Origin of the sequence: Cytobacillus oceanisediminis 2691 (genome assembly GCF_000294775.2) — a bacterium.
In the GTDB taxonomy this organism is placed as follows: Bacteria; Bacillota; Bacilli; order Bacillales; family Cytobacillaceae; genus Cytobacillus; species Cytobacillus pseudoceanisediminis.
On the sequence record NZ_CP015506.1, the window covers coordinates 2633076 to 2651089 of the forward strand.

Sequence of the window (18014 nt, forward strand, 5' to 3'; positions counted from 1 at the left end):
ATAAGTGAGGTGATGATGAATGCCTCCCATATTATTTTTGCTCCTACTGTTCTTAACCTATGCATTGATGTAGATTTATTTATATAGGAGCCTACTTAATGGTTTCCGCTTTTTTTGTATAAGCTTAATAAATGCCAAAAAGTTGAAGCGATTTTCTTGCATCTGTCGTCTAACTGTCAGTCAAACAAAAGGCAGCCGGAATAGGCAGCTGGCATTTTAGCAAGGAGGCAGTCATGTGAGCTCTGATGAGTATGTAAAGCGGTCAATTGCTGATCAAGTAGACCGTGCTCTCGTTCTTGAAATGATCATGGATGAGTATGGTACCGTTTTGAAAAGATTGATATATAGCTATGTGAATGATTGGAATGCGGCCAGTGATTTAACACAGGATACCTTTATTACTGTTTATGAAAAGCTGGAAAGTTTCCAGCAAAGATCTTCCTTTAAAACATGGATTTTCACAATTGCTATTAATAAAAGCAAAGACTATCTTAAAAGCTGGCATTACCGCAATATGGTCATGAATGAAAAGGTTTTTTTCCTGAAAAAGGCTAGAGAAAAAGATCCGGAAGCATCATTTCTTGAACGGGATGAACATCAAGAATTGCTGAAAACGATAGAATCCCTCACAGTAAAATACCGGGAAGTCTTCCTTCTCCATTATTACCAGGATCTCAGTCTGGCAGAAATAAGTGAGACCCTTAATATCCCTATTTCTACTGTTAAAACAAGGCTGTACAGAGGACAGGAAAAAGTGAAGAAGATACTATCTGCTTCAGAAAGAGGTGAACAGCATGGCTGATCTGAATCAGGAAGTGAAGAAAGTATTGAAGGCTGCATGGACGAAAGAATCTGTTTTCACAGAAGAGGAAAAACAGAGAGTTAGAAACCGGATCGGCACTTCTGCTGTTAAAAACAGAAAAAAAGACTATGTTCCAAAACTTCTTTCTGCAGCTGCAGCTGCCGGGTTTGTCATACTGATAGGCGGGATTGCCGGGATTCAGACAGATGTATTGAACAAGCAAAATGGACAGGAGACCGCCATTGCAGATAAAGGTTTTTATCCCGGCCTTGCAGATGGCGCTATGCTAAACAACTGGAAATTGAATAGTTTCGAGAAGGACTCATACGGGCACCTTTCTGCAGCTTTTACTGGGAAGGCAGAGGTCACAGGCACTCTGGATTTCCAGGAAGAAATTGTATACTTTCTGCCTGATCATGATTCCTTAAAAGTACTGCCGCTCATGGATGGCAAGAACATAAAAATAACTTTTAATGAGACGGATCAGGAGAAGCTAAAAAAGGTGTTCGGTGTAACCGAACCAATTACAGAAGAGAATGCTTCTTTAATTATAGGTGGATATCGCGCTGGGGAAGGCTCTGTACATCAGGCTGAAGTCTTAGAGGTGGCAACTCCAAAAGATCCTCAAGTGGAAGCTGTTCCATTTCAGCTGTCCCTAAATAATAATACGGAACTGGTCCTTCGGGAGCCATTAAACCATGTGTTTAAAGAATTTTCTTTAAGAGGAACGGATGAAATCTTAAGAGGTTTAAGCCCGGCAGAAGTATTCCAGCTCTATTTGTTTGCAGAGGAAATTGAGGATTATTATACTCAATATGCATTGTTTAACCATGATCAGGATATCGGAAAACCGTTTCCTACCCTGAATCATTACCTTGATGCTATAAACGAGTCTTCATCTATGCCAGAAGAACAGACATTATTGCATCGAGTGAAGAACGCCCGTTTAGAAGAAGTCATTATCGATGACTCTTCAGCTTATATTTCCATATCTGAAGAGGATGGGTTTGGCTTCGGCCTAAGCAAAAACAGTGAAGGAATATGGAAAGTAAACTGGATGCCAATCCAATAAATTGGCTGAGCTTGTACCTCTGATGGTGCAGGCTCTTTACATTTACCTAAATAGGCCTCCAAAGAATACGATGATGGCTAATACGGATGAAAGAAACAAGGTGAGGATAATGGAAAATAATACATGAAAGCCCGCCTGCCAGTTTTGGACTTTCTTTAAGACAAAAACACTCACGAAGAAGACAAGGACTGTCAGGAGCAGGAGGAGCGTAAATGGACGATGGCCTATTTTATTCAGATAAATATCATACAGAGGCGAAAAACCCAGCATCAAAAATAACCCGAGACATATAAACGATAAGATGAAAACAAAATGGCTTAATTTTTCCGGCATGGTTAGTCCCCCTTCTCTAAAATGATCTTCTCTTTAATAAATTGTATGAAAACATTTGATTATATAAAACTTGTAATTCATTCATTGTTTTTATATGGTATAAATATCTTTAGGTATACTAAATAAAAAGAAGGTTGTTTTGTGAATAAGAATTTATTGATCACCTTTCTAACTGCTGTATTTGGTGCAGTATTATTTTCTTTATTGCATATTCCGGTCGCCTTTTTGCTTGGTGCATTGACTGCCGTTATGATTGGGAGCCGGCTCAGCAGGATTCCGTTTTATTGGCCAGCAGGATTTCGCGATGCCGGGATTATCATCGTCGGATACAGCATCGGCCTTTCTTTTACACAGGAGGCGGTCCTGCTTATCCTGCAGAAGCTCCCTTTTATTTTGCTCATTACCGTTTGCATGGTTCTCTTTAGCGCCATATCTGCACTTCTTATTGCGAAATTAATGGGCATCGACTATCCCACAGTTTTGATCGGCAGTATTCCCGGAGGTCTGTCCCAAATGATTCTTCTGGCAGAGGAAGTCAAAGGAATCGATATCACGGTTGTTACCTTTATGCAGGTCGCACGGCTGACCATGATTATCTTCATCGTCCCTATCCTAGTATTCGGACCTTGGCTGAATGTCTCTGGCGGTCCCGGTTTTGAAGCTGCAGAACCTTTATGGGGTGATTTATTCCCTGGTATTTTACTCTTTGTCTTCGTTTCTTTTGCCGGCATTATCCTAAGCAAACGCCTGAAGCTCCCTACCCCGTACCTTCTCGGTCCGATTATGGGAACAGCGGCCCTTGTCATTTCCGGTATAAACGGACCCGAACTCCCGCCACCTGTTTTGGATTTATCACAGCTATTAATCGGGGCTCACATCGGCATGATGATGAAGCCTGAAAAGCTGGCCAATAAATTTAAAACCATTTCACTGGCTGCCTTAAGCGGCCTGCTTCTCATTACGGGTTCGGTGCTGCTTAGTTTTATGATTATGCACTTTTTTCACCTTTCCCCTGCCACCAGCTTTTTGAGTCTTGCACCCGGAGGCATGGACCAAATGGCCATAATCGCCCATGAAACCGGCGCAGACTTAGCCATAGTAACAGGCTATCAGCTATTTCGGCTGTTTTTTATCTTCTTTGTAGTACCTCCATTTTTAAAATGGATCTTTGTAAAGTTTAAGAAATTAGCATCCTCAAGCTAAAAAGAAGGGACTGCAAGCGGCAGCCCCTTCTTTTGCTATTATTCTAGTTAATGACAATGGCCTGTGAACCCATCAGCTCCCAGGCTTCAATAAACTGCGGTTTGGGCACCTTTTTATTTTTTGTGCCATACGGGTCGTTAATATAGATATATTCCTCGTCATATCCGGTAATTGCAACACTATGCATCTGGAATGTCACATCAACTGGTCCGCCCGGTGTATTCCAGGTTTCGAAGGATGCTGCGGGTGATAGGCTTGCAGTTGTTATAATCCAGACCGGCGAACCTTCTGCAATTTTTTCAAGGAGCACTTTAAAGGGCTTGCCAGTCAGATTCTCTGCACGTTCAGGAAAATACTTTTTCGCGAGTTCGAAAATTGGCCCCTGATAAACGCCTAATCCTGGTCCATCCTCCATGTTGCCGACAAAGCCTTCATTTGGATTCCCGTATTCACCTCCGCTATATCTAAGCGGCACCCGGTTAATTTCCTGTGCTAATTTATTTTTAGATACTTGAATGCCTTCATAATTTATAATCATTGCTAAACTAGTAATCTCACATCCATTATACAGACGTGGACTATCCATTTGATTGTACAATGGCACATCCAGGAGAACGGATTTCTTTTGAATTTCCTGCTTCACAATCGGTACATGGTTTGCCTCCGCATGCGGAATTGCACTATAGTGTATTTTATTTTTTTTTGAAGGTTCACTGCTCCCCATCTTTATGCTTCCAAAGGTCAGCGTCAATCCCACCCCTGCAGCAACAGACAAAGCAATAATTCTATTAGCCACTTTACCTACTCCCTTTAAATACTTGCAGTTTTTCAATATTCTAGTTTCCTAAACACAGCTTTCATTGTGACATACACGTCCGTATATGACAAATAACTTGCTGGCTGTCAAATTCTTCATGTTTTTTGTCAGAATGGCTCCTTTTTGCTTTTTTCTGATGAATATCGTCTTCTTTTGATAGCTTTTGTCAAGCGGCAGGAAAACACGGGATATCATGCTGAATAGTTAGTTAGAAGTTGTTTCGGAACTGGCATCCGAAAGTTTCAGAATCTATTTTTTATGAAAGGGCTGAGTAATATGGATACGCAATATATGAAAGCTTATACAATCAAAGAGGTTTCGAAAATGCTGAATGTGCCTCCTGGAACATTAAGGCAATGGGAAAAGGATTTAAACGGACTTCTGCTAATTCCCCGTTCAAAACAGGGAGCCCGCTTTTATACAGACCATGAAATCGCATTGCTTGAAAAGATAAAGCAGATGCGCGATAAAAATTTAAGCAAGGATATGATCCGCGAATTAATGCAAAAACATATGGACTTTGCTTCTGAAACTGGTATTGAAGCAAATGAAACATCCTTGGCGGCAGTCAATCAGGAAACAGCATTACATACAGAGCAACAGGCTGTCATGGACGCCGAACAGTTCATGGCATTGATGGATGGTTTCAGGGACAGTTTAATTGCAGATGTCAGAAATGAAATTCGCAGCGGTGTTCGAAAGGAAGTTTTAGACGAAGTGAAGAAAGAAATTAGCAAAGGATCATTGCATACTGTTAAAAGCCTGTCGGATTCGATCTATAAATCAGGAGAAAAAACCAAAGCGGAAATTGAATCACTTGGCGCAAGGATTGAGCAGTCTTCTGAGAATACTTCCGAAGCGTTCGGAACCCTTTCAAAAAGGGTGGCGAAAAGTACGAAGCGTACTTCTGATCAAATTCACCATTTGACAAACAAGCTGGCAGAATCCTCGGAAGCGTCTTCTGAAGAGTTCAAAACCATGATTCATTACATTTCATCTTCAGCTGAGGTGACCAGCACCGAAATCAGCTCGCTGATAGAAACGTTAAACACAGACAGAGAAATTTATATCGATACCATTAATAAAGAACGGGAACAATACTGGCATGAAGTAAAGCAGCGGGAAGAGATTTTTCAGGATATGATCGTCTCCTTCCGAAGCGCGGCTGCAGCACAGGAACCTGAGAAAAAATGGTGGGAGTTCTGGAAATAGATTATGTAATTATTTTTAGGTTGTGCCGTTAATTTATGTACATTTATTAAAAGAACCAGGAGAATATAAACTTCTCCTGGTTCTTTTAATGTTCCCCTCCATCTGGTACTATTTGTTTTTGGTTTAATAGAGGCCGATTAACTGAGAGCCTTCAGGATCACTCTGATAAAGAACCGGGGTTAATATTTTTCCCGTAAAAAATTTCGTCCATCTCCGTTGTAAGCCGCTCAGTGATCTCTTCAGCTTCCTTAGGATCAAGCTTTTCCTTCGTGTATCCGAATAAATAATTATCTAAGTCAAAATCCCTTATTTTACATTTGGTGTGAAAGGTATGTGCCTGATAAATATTCACATCGATCATATCAAAATCTTCTTTTACTTCTTCAGGAATATAATTTTGGATTGAACTGATGTCATGGTCGATATAAAGTTTTCTTCCGTCCGTGTCCCGTGTAAATCCCCTGACTCTGTAGTCGATTGTCATGATGTCCGTATCAAAGGAATGGATGAGGTAATTAAGGGCTTTTAGCGGGGAGATTTCTCCGCATGTGGATACATCAATATCGGCCCTGAATGTGCTGATTCCTTCGTCCGGATGATATTCAGGATAGGTATGGACGGTAATATGGCTTTTATCCAGCTGCATGACTACATTATCAGGCAGCGGGCCAGGTGATTCATCATAGGATTCATCCGGGACTTCCACTACCGGTCCTTCAGATACCAGGACGGTCACACTTGCACCTTGTGGGACATAATCCTGCTGTGCCACATTTAAGACATGGGCACCAATGATGTCGGATACATTCTTTAATATTTTTGTAAGCCGCTCCGCACTGTATTGCTCATCAATATAATCTATATAGGCTTCACGCTCTTCCCTCGTCTTTGTATAACAGACATCATACATATTAAAGCTTAGTGATTTCGTCAAATTATTAAAACCATGGAGTTCAATTCTTTGTTCCGGTGTTAATTTCAACATGCTTCCCCCTTTGCAGCAGCTATGCATCTGTTCATTTTTATAATTATGTTACCCAAACTATCCTTTTAAAAACGGAAAATATCTAATCACGCAGCCAAAAGAGTTAGAGAATATGGTAAACAGGGTAGAAAAATAAGGAAGGCTTCAATATTTTGCAATTCCGCATTTTTAAATCTTATAATGAATGGGCATACCTTTGATAGGGGTTGAAAGGTATATGGGAGGAGATTTATTGAGGAAGTTTTTATTTATTTTTATCCTGTTATTTATCGGTTTCGCCTTTTCACAGCCTGAAGGGAAATTGGCAGATGAATCTAGTTCAGGAACTGTAATTGATAACATAAAATCTGATATTCAGCTTTTTAAAGACAATGAAGAAGTGCTGGCTATAATAAACGGTGTGATGGATGAGGCACAAAACTGGGCAGATGAATTCCTTCTTACAATCAGGCAATATACCGGCGAAAAAAATCAAACACCAGAGGATAAAGCCGAAAAGCCGGTTTTAGAAGCCCCAGAAGAGCAAACCTTTTCTATTCATAATATAGAAATAGGCGATGACAAGTCTGAAATCGAGAGCAAGCATGGCTCCTCGAAACGTTCCTCCGCAAATGAATTTGGAACAGACTGGCATGCTTATCATGATCAATATCAAAATTTTGTAATGGTCGCTTATGACAAGCAAGAAAAAGCTGCCGGCATCTATACAAATCAGGATTTGATTTCTTCATCAAAAGAGATTGCCTATGGAACGCCAAAGTCTTCAGTTAGGGAGCAGCTTGGAGAACCGCTGGACAAAATGAGAAAGGGATTTGTTATCTATCAGCTCGAAGAGAATCGGGATTATGATCTATACGAATTGGATGGGAATTATGTAACCATATTCTATGATAAGCATCGTGACAATACGGTAACTTCAATACAAATAATCAGTCAATCACTTGAAGAGCAAAAAGATTCCTTTTATGCCAATGCCAGCAGCTCTCTAAAGGAAGGATTTGAATATCAGCTTTTCGATATTACAAATGCCGAGAGAGTAAATCACGGAGTTCCAGTTATGGAATGGGATGATACTGTTAAGGAAACGGCGCGAAAGCACAGCAGCGACATGGCGCAGAACAATTATTTTGATCATACCAACCTGCAGGGCCTATCCCCTTTTGACAGAATGCAGGCGGATGAAGTTTCATTTATGGTCGCCGGGGAAAACCTTGCTTCCGGTCAATTCAGCAGTATCTTTGCTCATGAAGGATTAATGAACTCACTTGGCCACCGCAAAAATATTCTGCGTGCCGATTATGAATTTTTAGGTGTTGGCGTTGCTTTTAATTCAAAGTCACAGCCTTATTATACAGAAAACTTTTATGCCAAATAAAAGCTCCCGCTTCTGCAGGAGCTTTTTTTCGTGGCTGTTATAGTTGTTCCCCTCTAAATTATTATGTTCCTCAGCCTTATGGCAAAATCCCGCATTTAACCTTTCCCCCCTTCAGTGCATACCATATATCAGCCTATATAAAATTAGGGAGACGAGGGTGATACAGATGGCAGTTGTGAAGGCACGTGAACAAGATATAGATTTGCTGGCCCGCCTCCTTCGGGCTGAAGCAGAAGGGGAAGGCCAGCAGGGCATGTTAATGGTGGGTAATGTGGGAATTAACAGAGTCAGGGGCAATTGTTCGGATTTCATTGGAATTCGTACTATACCTGAAATGATTTATCAGCCGCATGCTTTTGAAGCTGTCCAGAAAGGCTATTTTTATCAGAGGCCAAGAGAAGTGGAAAGAAGACTCGCACGGAGGGCTGTAAGAGGGGAACGGATTTGGCCGGCCAAATTTGCTCTATGGTATTTCAGGCCTCCTGGGGATTGTCCAGCTACATGGTATAATCAGCCTTTAGTAGGAAGATTCAAGCTTCATTGCTTTTATGAGCCAACAGCGGAAGAATGCGAGAACATTTACAATACTTTTTAAGAAAAGCGGAAGCGCCTTGCCCACTAAAGGATCGCAGACTAAGAACGCCACGTCCTGTGGCAACATCTGCATGACCCCCATCCTGGGGGCCTCCTCGAGGGGGTGGGCAAGGTGCTAGTAAGTTATCGACGTTTAAAAATTATCACTGCTACTTAATTTTGGCGGGGGTTAGTCCGGGAGATTAGATTTCCAAATCCATTAGAATGCCCTTTTTCACGTAGTCAATTATTTTCCGGGCTTCATCAAATGCTCTTTTTCTCCCATAAGGATCCTGCATCCATTGTTCCTTCCCTGTTGCACCATCATCAGAACATACAAGAGAATAGTGAATCCACTTCGGCATATACGTCAACAATGTCATGTGCAGCCTTCTCATATGAAAAGGAGCAGTCACAATGATAATATTGGAGATATTCTCCAGCCCGCACATCCGATCCATAACCAGCATCGAGGCAAGTACATTTTCTTTCGTATGAAGAGAGATATTTTCAATGAAAAGGTCTTTTGGAGGAATTCCGAACCCTATTGCTTTTTTCATAAGCATTTCTGCTTCAGTCAATTCATGTCCAGACCAACTTACACCGCCGGAGAAAAGTAATTTATTTGCCCTGCCTTTTTGATAAAGTCTGATGGCTTCAGGAAGACGATATTCTGCTGCCTTGCTGCTTCCTGGCACAAAGATCAAATCCCCTTTTTGAAGATTATCCTCAATGCCATAGTACAGAAGCATGGATATATCATTTTCACTTAAATGACTGGGGCTGAATTCTGAGATTTTCACACATCTCCCTCCCTTTCACCCTAGCTATATTTACCTTTATTATACTATTCATCACGGACAAGAGCTCTTCATACACATGCCTAGAAAAAAATAAAAAGCAGCGGAATCCGCTGCTTTTAGTTTAGAATGTTTTCGCTTTGTCTTTTGCACGTGCAATAGCATCTGCTTTGATTTCTTCGGCTTTATCAGGCATTGCGTTGTGCCCTTCCACAAAAAGTCCTTCAAATGAAGGGACACCGAAGAATTGCATTAATACTGTCAAATAGCGGTGACCCATTTCCATCTCTGCTGCAGGTCCTTCGGAATAAATGCCTCCGCGAGCCTGGATGTGAATCGCTTTTTTATCAGACAATAATCCAATTGGACCTTCTGCCGTATACTTAAAAGCTTTGCCGGCTACTGCCACAGAATCAAGATACGCTTTCATTACTGGAGGGAACGAGAAGTTCCAAAGCGGTGTAACGAAAACATATTTATCGGCTGCAACGAATTGTTCGCTTAATTCGGATAAGCGGCCTACTTTCGCCTTTTCATCTTCTGATAGTTCCTCAAAACCTTTGCCGGACTGAAGTTTACCCCATCCGCTGAATACATCCACATCAATTTGCGGGATATTTTCCTTGTATAAATCAATATGAACTACTTCATCATTTGGATTGGCTTCCTTGTAGGAATCAATAAAAGCCTTTCCTGCTGCCATACTATATGACACCTTATCGTCATGAGGGTGTGCTGTAATATACAAAACTTGAGCCATAATTCAATCACCTTTCCATTTTGAGTTGACATTTTAGTTTGAATCAGAAATAAAGTATGTATTCATCTGCAGTATGAACATTTTTATTCTTAATCCGAGATAATCATATTCAAAATAAAAAAGAAATTCAAATTATCTGCTCATGCTTATCCATCAAAAATAAAAAAGACCCACTACGGGTCCTCCCATTATTCTTGTTCTTCAGTTGAGTATGGATTGGTTCCGATATTTTTTCTCATTTCGTCTGTCAGTTCAAAAGGAATGCTTAAACTTGCTTTATCATCTTTTTCATAATTGATTTGCACACTTCCATCATAATGGAATGGCTTATTTTCCATGCGAAGATCACTCCTAATAGTTTGTTTTAATTTATTATATACTGAAAAGGACCTATTTTGTCAGAAAAATATAAAAATTATATCTTTATTTTCCTGCTTCTATTGTCCCCATTGAACATCCATTTTTATTCTGATTTCTTAAAAAATAAAAAAGCATTATTTCCAATAGGAAATAATGCTCAAATTTCATCAGGGCGTCTTTTTCTTGATTTCCACCAGTTTAAGCCTGTTGTCTTCAATTGATTTTATTTCAAAATGCAGGTGATGATAATCCAGCGTTTCCCCTTCTGCAGGAAAATGACCTATTTCTTTCAATAAGAATCCGGCAAGGATATCCTCATCTTCAGGGATTTTTGTTTTAAAAGCTTCATTAATTCTGCGGATTGAGAGTTTTGCGTGTACAATAATATGGTTTTCAGTTAATTCATCAATAAGGATTTCGCTGCCTTCATCCGTTTCATCCTCTATTTCCTGCCCCAGCATGGCTTCAAGAATATCTTCATGTGAGATGATCCCTTTTGTTCCGCCATATTCATCAAGAACGATTGCGAGGTGCTTCCTTTCTTTCATCATCATTTTGAAGACCTTGTCTATGCTATGAAATTCATATACAAACAAGGGCTCCAGGTCAGTAAAATCTTTCAATGTTTTTTCAGGCTGACTGGACCAGGCGAGCAATATTTTTGAATGAAATACTCCGACAATATTATCCATATTGTCTTTATATACTGGATACCTTGTAAAACGGTTATTCATTACAATATCCTTTGCCTCTTCTATTGTCGCGTCATAAGGAATTCCTTCAATTTCCATTCGAGGGGTTTTCAGTGCGTCGCTGACATCTAAGTTATAAAAATCAATGATCCCTTTAATTCGTTGTGTTTCTTCTTCATGGAAGGTCCCTTCGCTTGTAGCGATATCAACCATGGTAATGAGCTCTTCTTTTGATACAGAAACAGAATCTGCCTGATTTTTAGAAAGGAATTTAATGATGCCTCTAGTGAATTTGGATATTAAAAAAGTGACCGGCTTTAAGATAATCATGAGGACTCGAATTACAGGAAACACTAGATAGGCAATTTTATCGGCAAAGCTTGCAGCAACTGATTTTGGCAGAACTTCTGCAAATAAGATAAGTGCTACAGTCAAAATACCTGTTGCCACACCCACGTTAAATCCGTAATCAAGCGCAATGATGGTAACCAGTGTAGGCAACATGATATTTGCAATATTATTGCCGATTAAAATTGAAGTAATCATCTCATCAGGTTTCGAGACAACCTCTAATATTCTTTGCGATTTCTTATCGTTGTTATCAGCTCTGGATTTTAATTTCATTTTGTTAACGGCAGTCAGTGCCGTTTCACTTCCCGACAGGAAAAAAGACATAAACATAAAAAACATAATAGCAATAAACAAATTTGGTTTCCTCCATTTTTTATATACATTCATTTGTAATTGTTTTTACCCAATTTGCACACGCAAAAACTGTGCCTTGCAAAATTGAATAATTATCCATTCATTATAAGGTAAATGAAAGCTTATCGAAAATAATAAGCATTTTCGAATAGGCTGAACCTATTTCAATAAAATAAGTCTCTTTGCCCATAATATACTTTGAGCAAATTACCTAAAGGAAGAAGGATAAGATATGCGCAAGGTTTTTTTGATTCTTTGGTGCTTCCTGTTTATTATTCCGTCAGCTGCATGGGGAGATACGGGAGAAAATAATGTGCAGGCAGCTTTTATACGCAATGGCTATTTGTGGTTAAAAACAGGAAATATCGAAGAACAGATTACAGCTGACCCTGCTAAGTTCAATCATACGCCAAAGTGGTCCTATGACGGCCAATGGCTTTTATATGAAAAGGAAGCGAAAGAACTGCCTTCGATTGAAAAAAGCACAGAGATATGGGTATACAATGTAAAGGCAAAAAAGCATATAAAGATCTTTCAAGGTGGCGGGAATGCTAAATGGGCACCGTCCGATAATAAGATTGCTTTTACCAGCAACAGTGTTTTAAATATTTCAGATTTGAAAGAATTCCATAACGTAGCTTTAGGAGTAGATGATTTTAATTGGTATCCTGACGGAAAAGGCTTTATTGTGTCTTCAAGCGCTGTCTTAAGGCCTGATGGCTGGACAAGTCCCATCCTATATAAGGTTCAGCTGCCGAACGATCTTGAAAAGCTAAATTTGACCGATTACGTTGAACCTCTTTTCACGATTCCTAAGGAAATTGGCAACGGCAAAGCTTCCATTATGTCCATTAATGCAACCACATTTAAATTTTCACCAGATGGAAAATGGATCTCATTCATTGTTAATCCAACTGCATCATGGTCCATGGACAGTGATATGGTCTGTGTCATCTCTGCAAATGGAAAAAATTTTGAAGTTCTTGATGAGATGATCCTTCATTTGGACGTCCCTAAATGGGCACCCGGCAGAAATTTATTGGGCTATATTGCTGGCGGGGGCAGAATTGTGATGGGCTTTAAAAACAAAAAATTGAAGGTGACTGAATTGCCTGCTTTTAAAACTATGAACCTTACACCAGCAAAATCTGCGGAAATGGGCTTTACCTGGGTGGATAATGAGAGGCTGGTTGCATCACGGGTGGATGAAAGTGAATGGTCCAATGATCCTCAGAGGCGGCCCGAACCAACACTTTGTTTGATTCAGCTAAACAAGACCCAGCAAACCAGAATCACCTATCCCAAAAAAACAATTGGGGATTATGAACCTCTTTATATTAAGGATGCCCGTAAATTAATATGGGTCCGAAAAAAGCTTGCCCAGCATAAAGGAGATTTATGGATTGCAGATCTCAACGGTAAAAATGCGAAGGTGTGGGCAAAGGATGTTGAACAATATTCGTTTTATGTAAAATAAAAAGCTGGCCAAAAAGCGGTTCCTAATTGGAATCGCCTTTTGGACTTATCCTGATAGCTGTTCATTCTTGTGAATGAAAAGGAATATTTCCTCCAATGATGTGCATCCGTATTCCTTATACACCTGTTTAAGTGCTCCATAGAATTTTAACTTCCCATTAAATAAAATGATTACCTTGTCTGCGATCTCAATGGCGTCTCTCATAATATGACTGCTGACAATGATTGTTTTATTCTGCTCTTTCAGTTCCTTTATTATTTTTTTTAGCTGAATTACCCAATAGGGGTCCAATCCGTCTGTCGGTTCATCGAGAATATAAATGTCCGTTTCCGCAAGCAGACACTGAGCAAGATTAAGCCGCTGGGACATCCCTTTTGAGAATCCTCCAGCTTTTTGGTTCCGTTCGCTCCAAAGGCCTGTTTTTTGTAATACCCATTTGATGGATTCCTTGTTTTTATTTAGAAATCGCCTGTAATAATCAAGGATTTCGTAAGGTGTAAGTTCAGATGGGAAAATCAATTGGTCAGGCATGTAAGCAAATGTTTTTTGCTGTTTCGAATGGAATACGACACTTCCTTTGGAAGGACTATCAACGCCTGTAAGCATTTTAATCATCGTACTTTTTCCGGCTCCATTCCCTCCGCACAAAACAATACATTCCCCCTTTTCAATGTGGAGATTCAACGGTGCCAATGCTGTCTTTTTTTTATATGATTTGGATAAATCCTTCAATTCCAAAATCATTTTACACACCTCTCTTCGTTAAAAGCCGGGCTGATGTTATGAAAGTTATAAAAATAATGAGGATAATGGATAATGTCAGGGCAAGTGTGAGAGATCCATTTGCCCCCCACTTCTCGATCATTAAGTATTCCGGACCAAATACATATTCGGAATTCAGTTTTGAAATCGACCAGACGCGAACGGATTCCACAGGGTTTAGAAGGATTAAAAAGAATAGACTGATTTGCTTCAATGAATAAGGAATCCACCCGGTGACTGAAAAGATGATGAATTCATATACAAACACCATAAGGATCCATAAAATGATTGCTGCTGACAGTCCTTGCATCCTTGATTTGGAAATTGCTCCTATCAGTAAAGATACTGCTGAGAATACAAGGATTAAAAACATATTAACCAATAAAAATACTTGAAAAATATGTGCTACAATGGAACTGCCCGCCAAAGAGAAAATGAAGCCGAAGAGACCATATGATAGGCCTATCACAAAGAATAATGAGAGAACCAAAGAAAGGAATTTGCTGATCAGGTAATATCCTGAAGATTCATGATAGGTTCTGTATAAGGATAATCTTCCATTTTCTTTATCGGCAATAATGGAACTGCCGCCAAGGATCATACATATGATGGGCAGCATCCAAAGAGAAAGATTCATCAGCATGGCAATTGAACGATTGTAGGCAGACTGGCTAAAATCGGCCGTATCCCCCTCTTCCGGCTTTATTTCTTTGAGGCCGTAATATTCCGGGTTAACACCCATGGTTTCGATATTGGCATTCACACCTTCCAGTCCATAGGAAACTTCAGCTGGTTCTGATTTGACAGATTGAAGACCATACAAGTAAAGAAGGCCTGCCAGAAAGAAAAAAAGAATCATAAAATTTAAAAGCCACCTGCTTCTTAACAGCAGCCGAAGCTCATATTTAGTCATAGAATACAATAGTTTGGGATTCATATCGTTTCCTCCTCATGCTGAGGGAAAATTAAGCTTTAATGGCTGTGTTTCATTCCTTCTCCTTTAAAGCTCTTAATATCTGCTTTTAGAAGCTCATCTTTCGAATACGCTGTACCTCCGTTTTTTTTCTGAAATTCCTCGGCTTTTTCTAATGATTCAAAGGCTGCAATTCCATAGCTCATGGGACTTTCTATATGGCCGTTCTGTATAAAAGAGCTTGTTTCAAACGATATCCATTCCCTGCTGAGATAATCATGCACAAAGGCAGCATCATATTCAGGATTCTCAGTCTGTATATATTGAGTCATGCAGCCAATGTCATCGAACAAAACAGGCTCCCCGCTTTTCAAAATGAGCTGTGCTGCTGACTCCAGCTCTGCAATACCCATATTGCAGTTATCGCAGCTATCACGATTGTGTTTAATTTCTGTCGGTTCCGTCGCTGATGATGAGCAGGCACTTAACAATATCACCAGAATCGCCATTAGGAGAATAGTTCTATATTTCATTGTGCTTCCTCCCAAAATTAAATATAAGCAAACTTGCCAAAGTGATCAGGAAAAAGAATAGGATTATAGGAAATTCACGGCTATGATTGATATGATTTTTTTCTGAAATGAATTTTTTCTGTTTCACAGGCACAGGTTCAGCAAGCGGCGATTCATCTATGATAAATGCTTGTGATGGAATTGGGGTGTATTGTTCAATCATATTCCATAGCTCTACGGATGGACTTTGATAAAAGACCTGCAATAAAGGCTCATCATCTGCCATCTGATAAAATACATCTCCGCTTTTATAGGCAAAGTCCACTTTATGGTCATTATCCAAATTTAATAAATGATGATCATCAAAATAGTTTCCATAATTGTCTTTACTGAATAGATTCCTGTTATCTTTTTCCGAGATGACTTGTCTTGTATTCCCTGAAAAATTATTTAAATAAATGGTATTATCATTTGAATTCTTCCCAATTTCAAGTCCGGTATCATTTCTCAGAACATTGTTAAATTCAAGTCTGTTTCTTTTTGCATGTTCAAGAATAATCCCTCTGAAATTGCCTTTTACAATATTGGAGGATATTTTGGAATCGAATGTGTCATAAATAAAAATTCCTGCTCCGTCAATCTCTGTATTTTTAAAGAAGTAGTTTTCAAGTATAAAAACTTCATAGCTTTGCATGATCATAAGGCCGTTGATACTTTCGGTTACCTGATTGTCAGCTATTAATATATTTCGCGAATCCATCGTGTGAACACCATACCGTGCTTTAAACATGATGTTCCCTGTGACTTCACAAAAATCTGAATAGGACACATAAACACCATCCTGTGTGTGATAGAAGTAATTCTCCTTTACTGCAGTATTGGGTGCTTCAACTAAATAAATGCCAAAGCCGCTGTGCCGATTCCTGCCATTGAAGCTGGTAATGAGGTTATTTTCAAACCTGTGTCCATAGGAATTCCTTGCATAGATGCCGTGAAATACATTTCTTAGGGCAATATGATGGAGATAGGCACGGTCTCCTTTCACATATATTCCAGCATTCTGTGATCCGCTTCCCTCCACTTCCAGATTTTCCACAATGACATCATCTGCTGCAATCGTCAGCACATGGCCTTTTTCTGTTCCCAATATTCTTGTTCCTTTATCCCCAATTATGTGAACCTTTCTCTCTATAAGTATGTTTCCTTCATATATTCCGGATTGTAATTTTATGACTGATACCTGTGGGTCTGACAAGGCCGCTTTCAGCTCTTTTGATGAAGCTGCTGTCATTTCCTGAGCGGAAGCTTTTCCGGCAAGGATCAAACTTAAAAATAATAGGAACCATCCGATTTTTTTATACACTCAGCGCTCACCTGCCCGGAAATATGATTTCTGGCCGCCGCCTATTAATTCTAAATAGACCGCCGGAAAAAGGATTCCATTTTTAATTTGTATCTTGTATAATTTATTTTAAGTTGAGTTTTTATTTATATTTAATGGCTCATTGTAGCCTTACCGTCGTCTTCTCCGGTCTCAGTTACCTTCAGGATGGCGACGGCTCCTTTTTGTGCATGGTTAAACTGATGAGTAACAATTGGATAGCTGCCTGCCTTGGTAACTGTAAACTCCACTACTGCACCGCCGCTTGCCGGGAGCATGACCGTTTGGAGACCTTTATAGCGGTTATAAGGGTTGCCATCAATGTAAACATCATCGAACACAGTACCCACCACATGGAAAGAGCTAACTTCATTTGGCCCTACATTATTTATATATATCCTCACCTTATCCCCTACTTTAGCCAGAAGCGGATTATCCTTAAGTGTGAACGTATCCCCATTAGTATTAGGGTCTCCTTTTTTTAAAGCTTTTGTGGAGAAAACCACATGACTGGGAACGCCGTTTGTAAAATCCTCCAGATCGTTGTACTTATACCACTCGTTTTGAATAATTGTATATTCTCTATCAATCTCTTTATCAGTCGGATAGCCGTCTTTAGGCTTTACAATTATAGTTCCGTGCATTCCATTTGCTATATGTGATAATACCGGTGAAGTTCCGCAATGATACATAAACACTCCTGGTTTATTTGCAGGATAACTGAATGTTCCCGTTTCATCTGGCTGAACGTTGGAGAAGTCTTTTGAAGGAGCTGCGTGTACAGCGTGAAAGTCCATGCTGTGCGGTATTGCCGGATCCATGTTTTTTAAGGTGAAATTGATTGTGTCCCCTTCATTAACGACAACTACAGGACCTGGCGCTTCACCATTAAACGTCCATGCTTTATAGAATTTTCCTTTGTCGATTTCAATATCCGTGATTTGGGAAGTCATTTCTACATTTACTTCTTTTGGCCCGACTCTATCAATTTTCAATGGAATGGGCTCCTGATTTAAGTCTTTATGCGGTGCGATTGCCTCGGGCTGAGCTGTTTCTGCTGCCAGAACCTTTTCTTCAGGCTGAAGGGAACTTTCCTGTGATGCCCCCTGGCTGCATCCCGATATTAACCCTATGCCTATAGCCGAAGTAAGCAGATATTTTACTCCTTTTTTCATCTTGATTTCCTCCTTATAATTGATTGGTTTATCTGCTTTTATCATATGGTAAATATGGACCGATTTTGGTGATTTTTCTCACAAGACTTTGAAATTCTGTGAAGA

At 39.7% G+C, this 18014-nt stretch carries 19 protein-coding genes; 7 read left to right on the forward strand and 12 right to left on the reverse strand.

What is annotated here, in order from left to right:
- Positions 1-235 precede the first annotated feature (235 nt).
- A complete protein-coding gene (locus A361_RS13385) occupies positions 236-802 on the forward strand; it encodes a sigma-70 family RNA polymerase sigma factor (RefSeq protein WP_009334474.1) in 567 nt (188 codons plus the stop codon).
- The gene (locus tag A361_RS13390; RefSeq protein ID WP_019379788.1) at positions 795-1874 is read left to right on the forward strand and encodes a hypothetical protein; all 1080 of its coding nucleotides are present in this window, start codon (positions 795-797) and stop codon (positions 1872-1874) included. The genes A361_RS13385 and A361_RS13390 overlap by 8 nt, the downstream gene beginning before the upstream one ends.
- A 42-nt stretch (positions 1875-1916) precedes the next feature.
- On the opposite strand, the gene A361_RS13395 is transcribed toward A361_RS13390, so the two are convergent.
- The gene (locus tag A361_RS13395) at positions 1917-2207 is read right to left on the reverse strand and encodes a hypothetical protein (RefSeq protein ID WP_009334472.1); all 291 of its coding nucleotides are present in this window, start codon (positions 2205-2207) and stop codon (positions 1917-1919) included.
- Between the two features lie 141 nt (positions 2208-2348).
- Between A361_RS13395 and A361_RS13400 the strand changes: the two genes are divergently transcribed.
- Positions 2349-3410 carry an AbrB family transcriptional regulator gene (locus A361_RS13400; protein WP_019379787.1) on the forward strand — a complete coding sequence of 354 codons (1062 nt, stop codon included), beginning with the start codon at positions 2349-2351 and terminating at the stop codon, positions 3408-3410.
- A 43-nt stretch (positions 3411-3453) separates the two neighbouring features.
- On the opposite strand, the gene A361_RS13405 is transcribed toward A361_RS13400, so the two are convergent.
- Complete coding sequence (locus tag A361_RS13405; protein WP_019379786.1) at positions 3454-4206, reverse strand: C39 family peptidase; 753 nt, start codon at positions 4204-4206, stop codon at positions 3454-3456.
- Positions 4207-4485: 279 nt separating this feature from the next.
- Between A361_RS13405 and A361_RS13410 the strand changes: the two genes are divergently transcribed.
- Positions 4486-5439 carry a MerR family transcriptional regulator gene (locus tag A361_RS13410; RefSeq protein WP_082919378.1) on the forward strand — a complete coding sequence of 318 codons (954 nt, stop codon included), beginning with the start codon at positions 4486-4488 and terminating at the stop codon, positions 5437-5439.
- A 157-nt stretch (positions 5440-5596) separates the two neighbouring features.
- Here the strand turns inward: A361_RS13410 and speD are convergent, their stop codons facing one another.
- Positions 5597-6421, reverse strand: coding sequence for an adenosylmethionine decarboxylase (gene speD, locus A361_RS13415; protein ID WP_019379784.1), 825 nt, complete (start codon positions 6419-6421; stop codon positions 5597-5599).
- A 235-nt stretch (positions 6422-6656) separates the two neighbouring features.
- On the opposite strand from speD, the gene A361_RS13420 reads away from it, so the two are divergent.
- Complete coding sequence (locus A361_RS13420; RefSeq protein ID WP_335582813.1) at positions 6657-7799, forward strand: CAP domain-containing protein; 1143 nt, start codon at positions 6657-6659, stop codon at positions 7797-7799.
- 166 nt (positions 7800-7965) lie between these two features.
- A complete protein-coding gene (locus tag A361_RS13425) occupies positions 7966-8394 on the forward strand; it encodes a cell wall hydrolase (protein WP_019379782.1) in 429 nt (142 codons plus the stop codon).
- A gap of 181 nt (positions 8395-8575) precedes the next feature.
- Here A361_RS13425 and A361_RS13430 read toward each other — a convergent pair whose 3' ends face one another.
- The 4 genes from A361_RS13430 to A361_RS13440 all read right to left on the reverse strand — a co-directional run bounded on the left by A361_RS13430 (position 8576) and on the right by A361_RS13440 (position 11689).
- Positions 8576-9175, reverse strand: coding sequence for a YdcF family protein (locus A361_RS13430; RefSeq protein ID WP_019379781.1), 600 nt, complete (start codon positions 9173-9175; stop codon positions 8576-8578).
- A 121-nt stretch (positions 9176-9296) separates the two neighbouring features.
- Entirely contained in the window at positions 9297-9932 is a 636-nt protein-coding gene (locus A361_RS13435; protein WP_009334459.1) for an FMN-dependent NADH-azoreductase, read from the reverse strand.
- A gap of 188 nt (positions 9933-10120) precedes the next feature.
- Positions 10121-10270 carry a hypothetical protein gene (locus tag A361_RS30495; protein ID WP_009334457.1) on the reverse strand — a complete coding sequence of 50 codons (150 nt, stop codon included), beginning with the start codon at positions 10268-10270 and terminating at the stop codon, positions 10121-10123.
- A 189-nt stretch (positions 10271-10459) separates the two neighbouring features.
- Positions 10460-11689, reverse strand: a complete 1230-nt coding sequence (locus tag A361_RS13440) for a CNNM domain-containing protein (protein ID WP_009334455.1) — start codon at positions 11687-11689, stop codon at positions 10460-10462.
- A gap of 232 nt (positions 11690-11921) precedes the next feature.
- Here A361_RS13440 and A361_RS13445 point away from each other — a divergent pair, with 232 nt between their 5' ends.
- Complete coding sequence (locus A361_RS13445; RefSeq protein ID WP_019379778.1) at positions 11922-13166, forward strand: TolB family protein; 1245 nt, start codon at positions 11922-11924, stop codon at positions 13164-13166.
- A 45-nt stretch (positions 13167-13211) separates the two neighbouring features.
- Here A361_RS13445 and A361_RS13450 read toward each other — a convergent pair whose 3' ends face one another.
- The 5 genes from A361_RS13450 to A361_RS13470 all read right to left on the reverse strand — a co-directional run bounded on the left by A361_RS13450 (position 13212) and on the right by A361_RS13470 (position 17909).
- Complete coding sequence (locus A361_RS13450) at positions 13212-13910, reverse strand: ABC transporter ATP-binding protein (protein ID WP_019379777.1); 699 nt, start codon at positions 13908-13910, stop codon at positions 13212-13214.
- A gap of 1 nt (position 13911) precedes the next feature.
- Positions 13912-14865 carry an ABC transporter permease gene (locus tag A361_RS13455; protein WP_019379776.1) on the reverse strand — a complete coding sequence of 318 codons (954 nt, stop codon included), beginning with the start codon at positions 14863-14865 and terminating at the stop codon, positions 13912-13914.
- 35 nt (positions 14866-14900) lie between these two features.
- On the reverse strand, positions 14901-15374 hold the full coding sequence (locus A361_RS13460; RefSeq protein ID WP_019379775.1) for a nitrous oxide reductase accessory protein NosL: 474 nt from the start codon (positions 15372-15374) through the stop codon (positions 14901-14903).
- Complete coding sequence (locus tag A361_RS13465) at positions 15364-16716, reverse strand: right-handed parallel beta-helix repeat-containing protein (protein WP_019379774.1); 1353 nt, start codon at positions 16714-16716, stop codon at positions 15364-15366. Before A361_RS13465 ends, A361_RS13460 begins: the two co-directional genes overlap by 11 nt.
- A 131-nt stretch (positions 16717-16847) precedes the next feature.
- Positions 16848-17909, reverse strand: a complete 1062-nt coding sequence (locus A361_RS13470; protein ID WP_019379773.1) for a multicopper oxidase domain-containing protein — start codon at positions 17907-17909, stop codon at positions 16848-16850.
- Positions 17910-18014: the final 105 nt, after the last annotated feature.

Bases quoted from the DNA above. Each gene is read 5' to 3' on its own strand.
- A361_RS13460 (WP_019379775.1), bottom strand. From the start codon at position 15,374: ATGAAATATAGAACTATTCTCCTAATGGCGATTCTGGTGATATTGTTA.
- A361_RS30495 (WP_009334457.1), bottom strand. From the start codon at position 10,270: ATGGAAAATAAGCCATTCCATTATGATGGAAGTGTGCAAATCAATTAT.
- A361_RS13395 (WP_009334472.1), bottom strand. From the start codon at position 2,207: ATGCCGGAAAAATTAAGCCATTTTGTTTTCATCTTATCGTTTATATGT.
- A361_RS13450 (WP_019379777.1), bottom strand. From the start codon at position 13,910: ATGATTTTGGAATTGAAGGATTTATCCAAATCATATAAAAAAAAGACA.
- A361_RS13435 (WP_009334459.1), bottom strand. From the start codon at position 9,932: ATGGCTCAAGTTTTGTATATTACAGCACACCCTCATGACGATAAGGTG.
- A361_RS13390 (WP_019379788.1), top strand. From the start codon at position 795: ATGGCTGATCTGAATCAGGAAGTGAAGAAAGTATTGAAGGCTGCATGG.
- A361_RS13445 (WP_019379778.1), top strand. From the start codon at position 11,922: ATGCGCAAGGTTTTTTTGATTCTTTGGTGCTTCCTGTTTATTATTCCG.
- A361_RS13455 (WP_019379776.1), bottom strand. From the start codon at position 14,865: ATGAATCCCAAACTATTGTATTCTATGACTAAATATGAGCTTCGGCTG.
- A361_RS13425 (WP_019379782.1), top strand. From the start codon at position 7,966: ATGGCAGTTGTGAAGGCACGTGAACAAGATATAGATTTGCTGGCCCGC.
- A361_RS13410 (WP_082919378.1), top strand. From the start codon at position 4,486: ATGAAAGGGCTGAGTAATATGGATACGCAATATATGAAAGCTTATACA.
- A361_RS13470 (WP_019379773.1), bottom strand. From the start codon at position 17,909: ATGAAAAAAGGAGTAAAATATCTGCTTACTTCGGCTATAGGCATAGGG.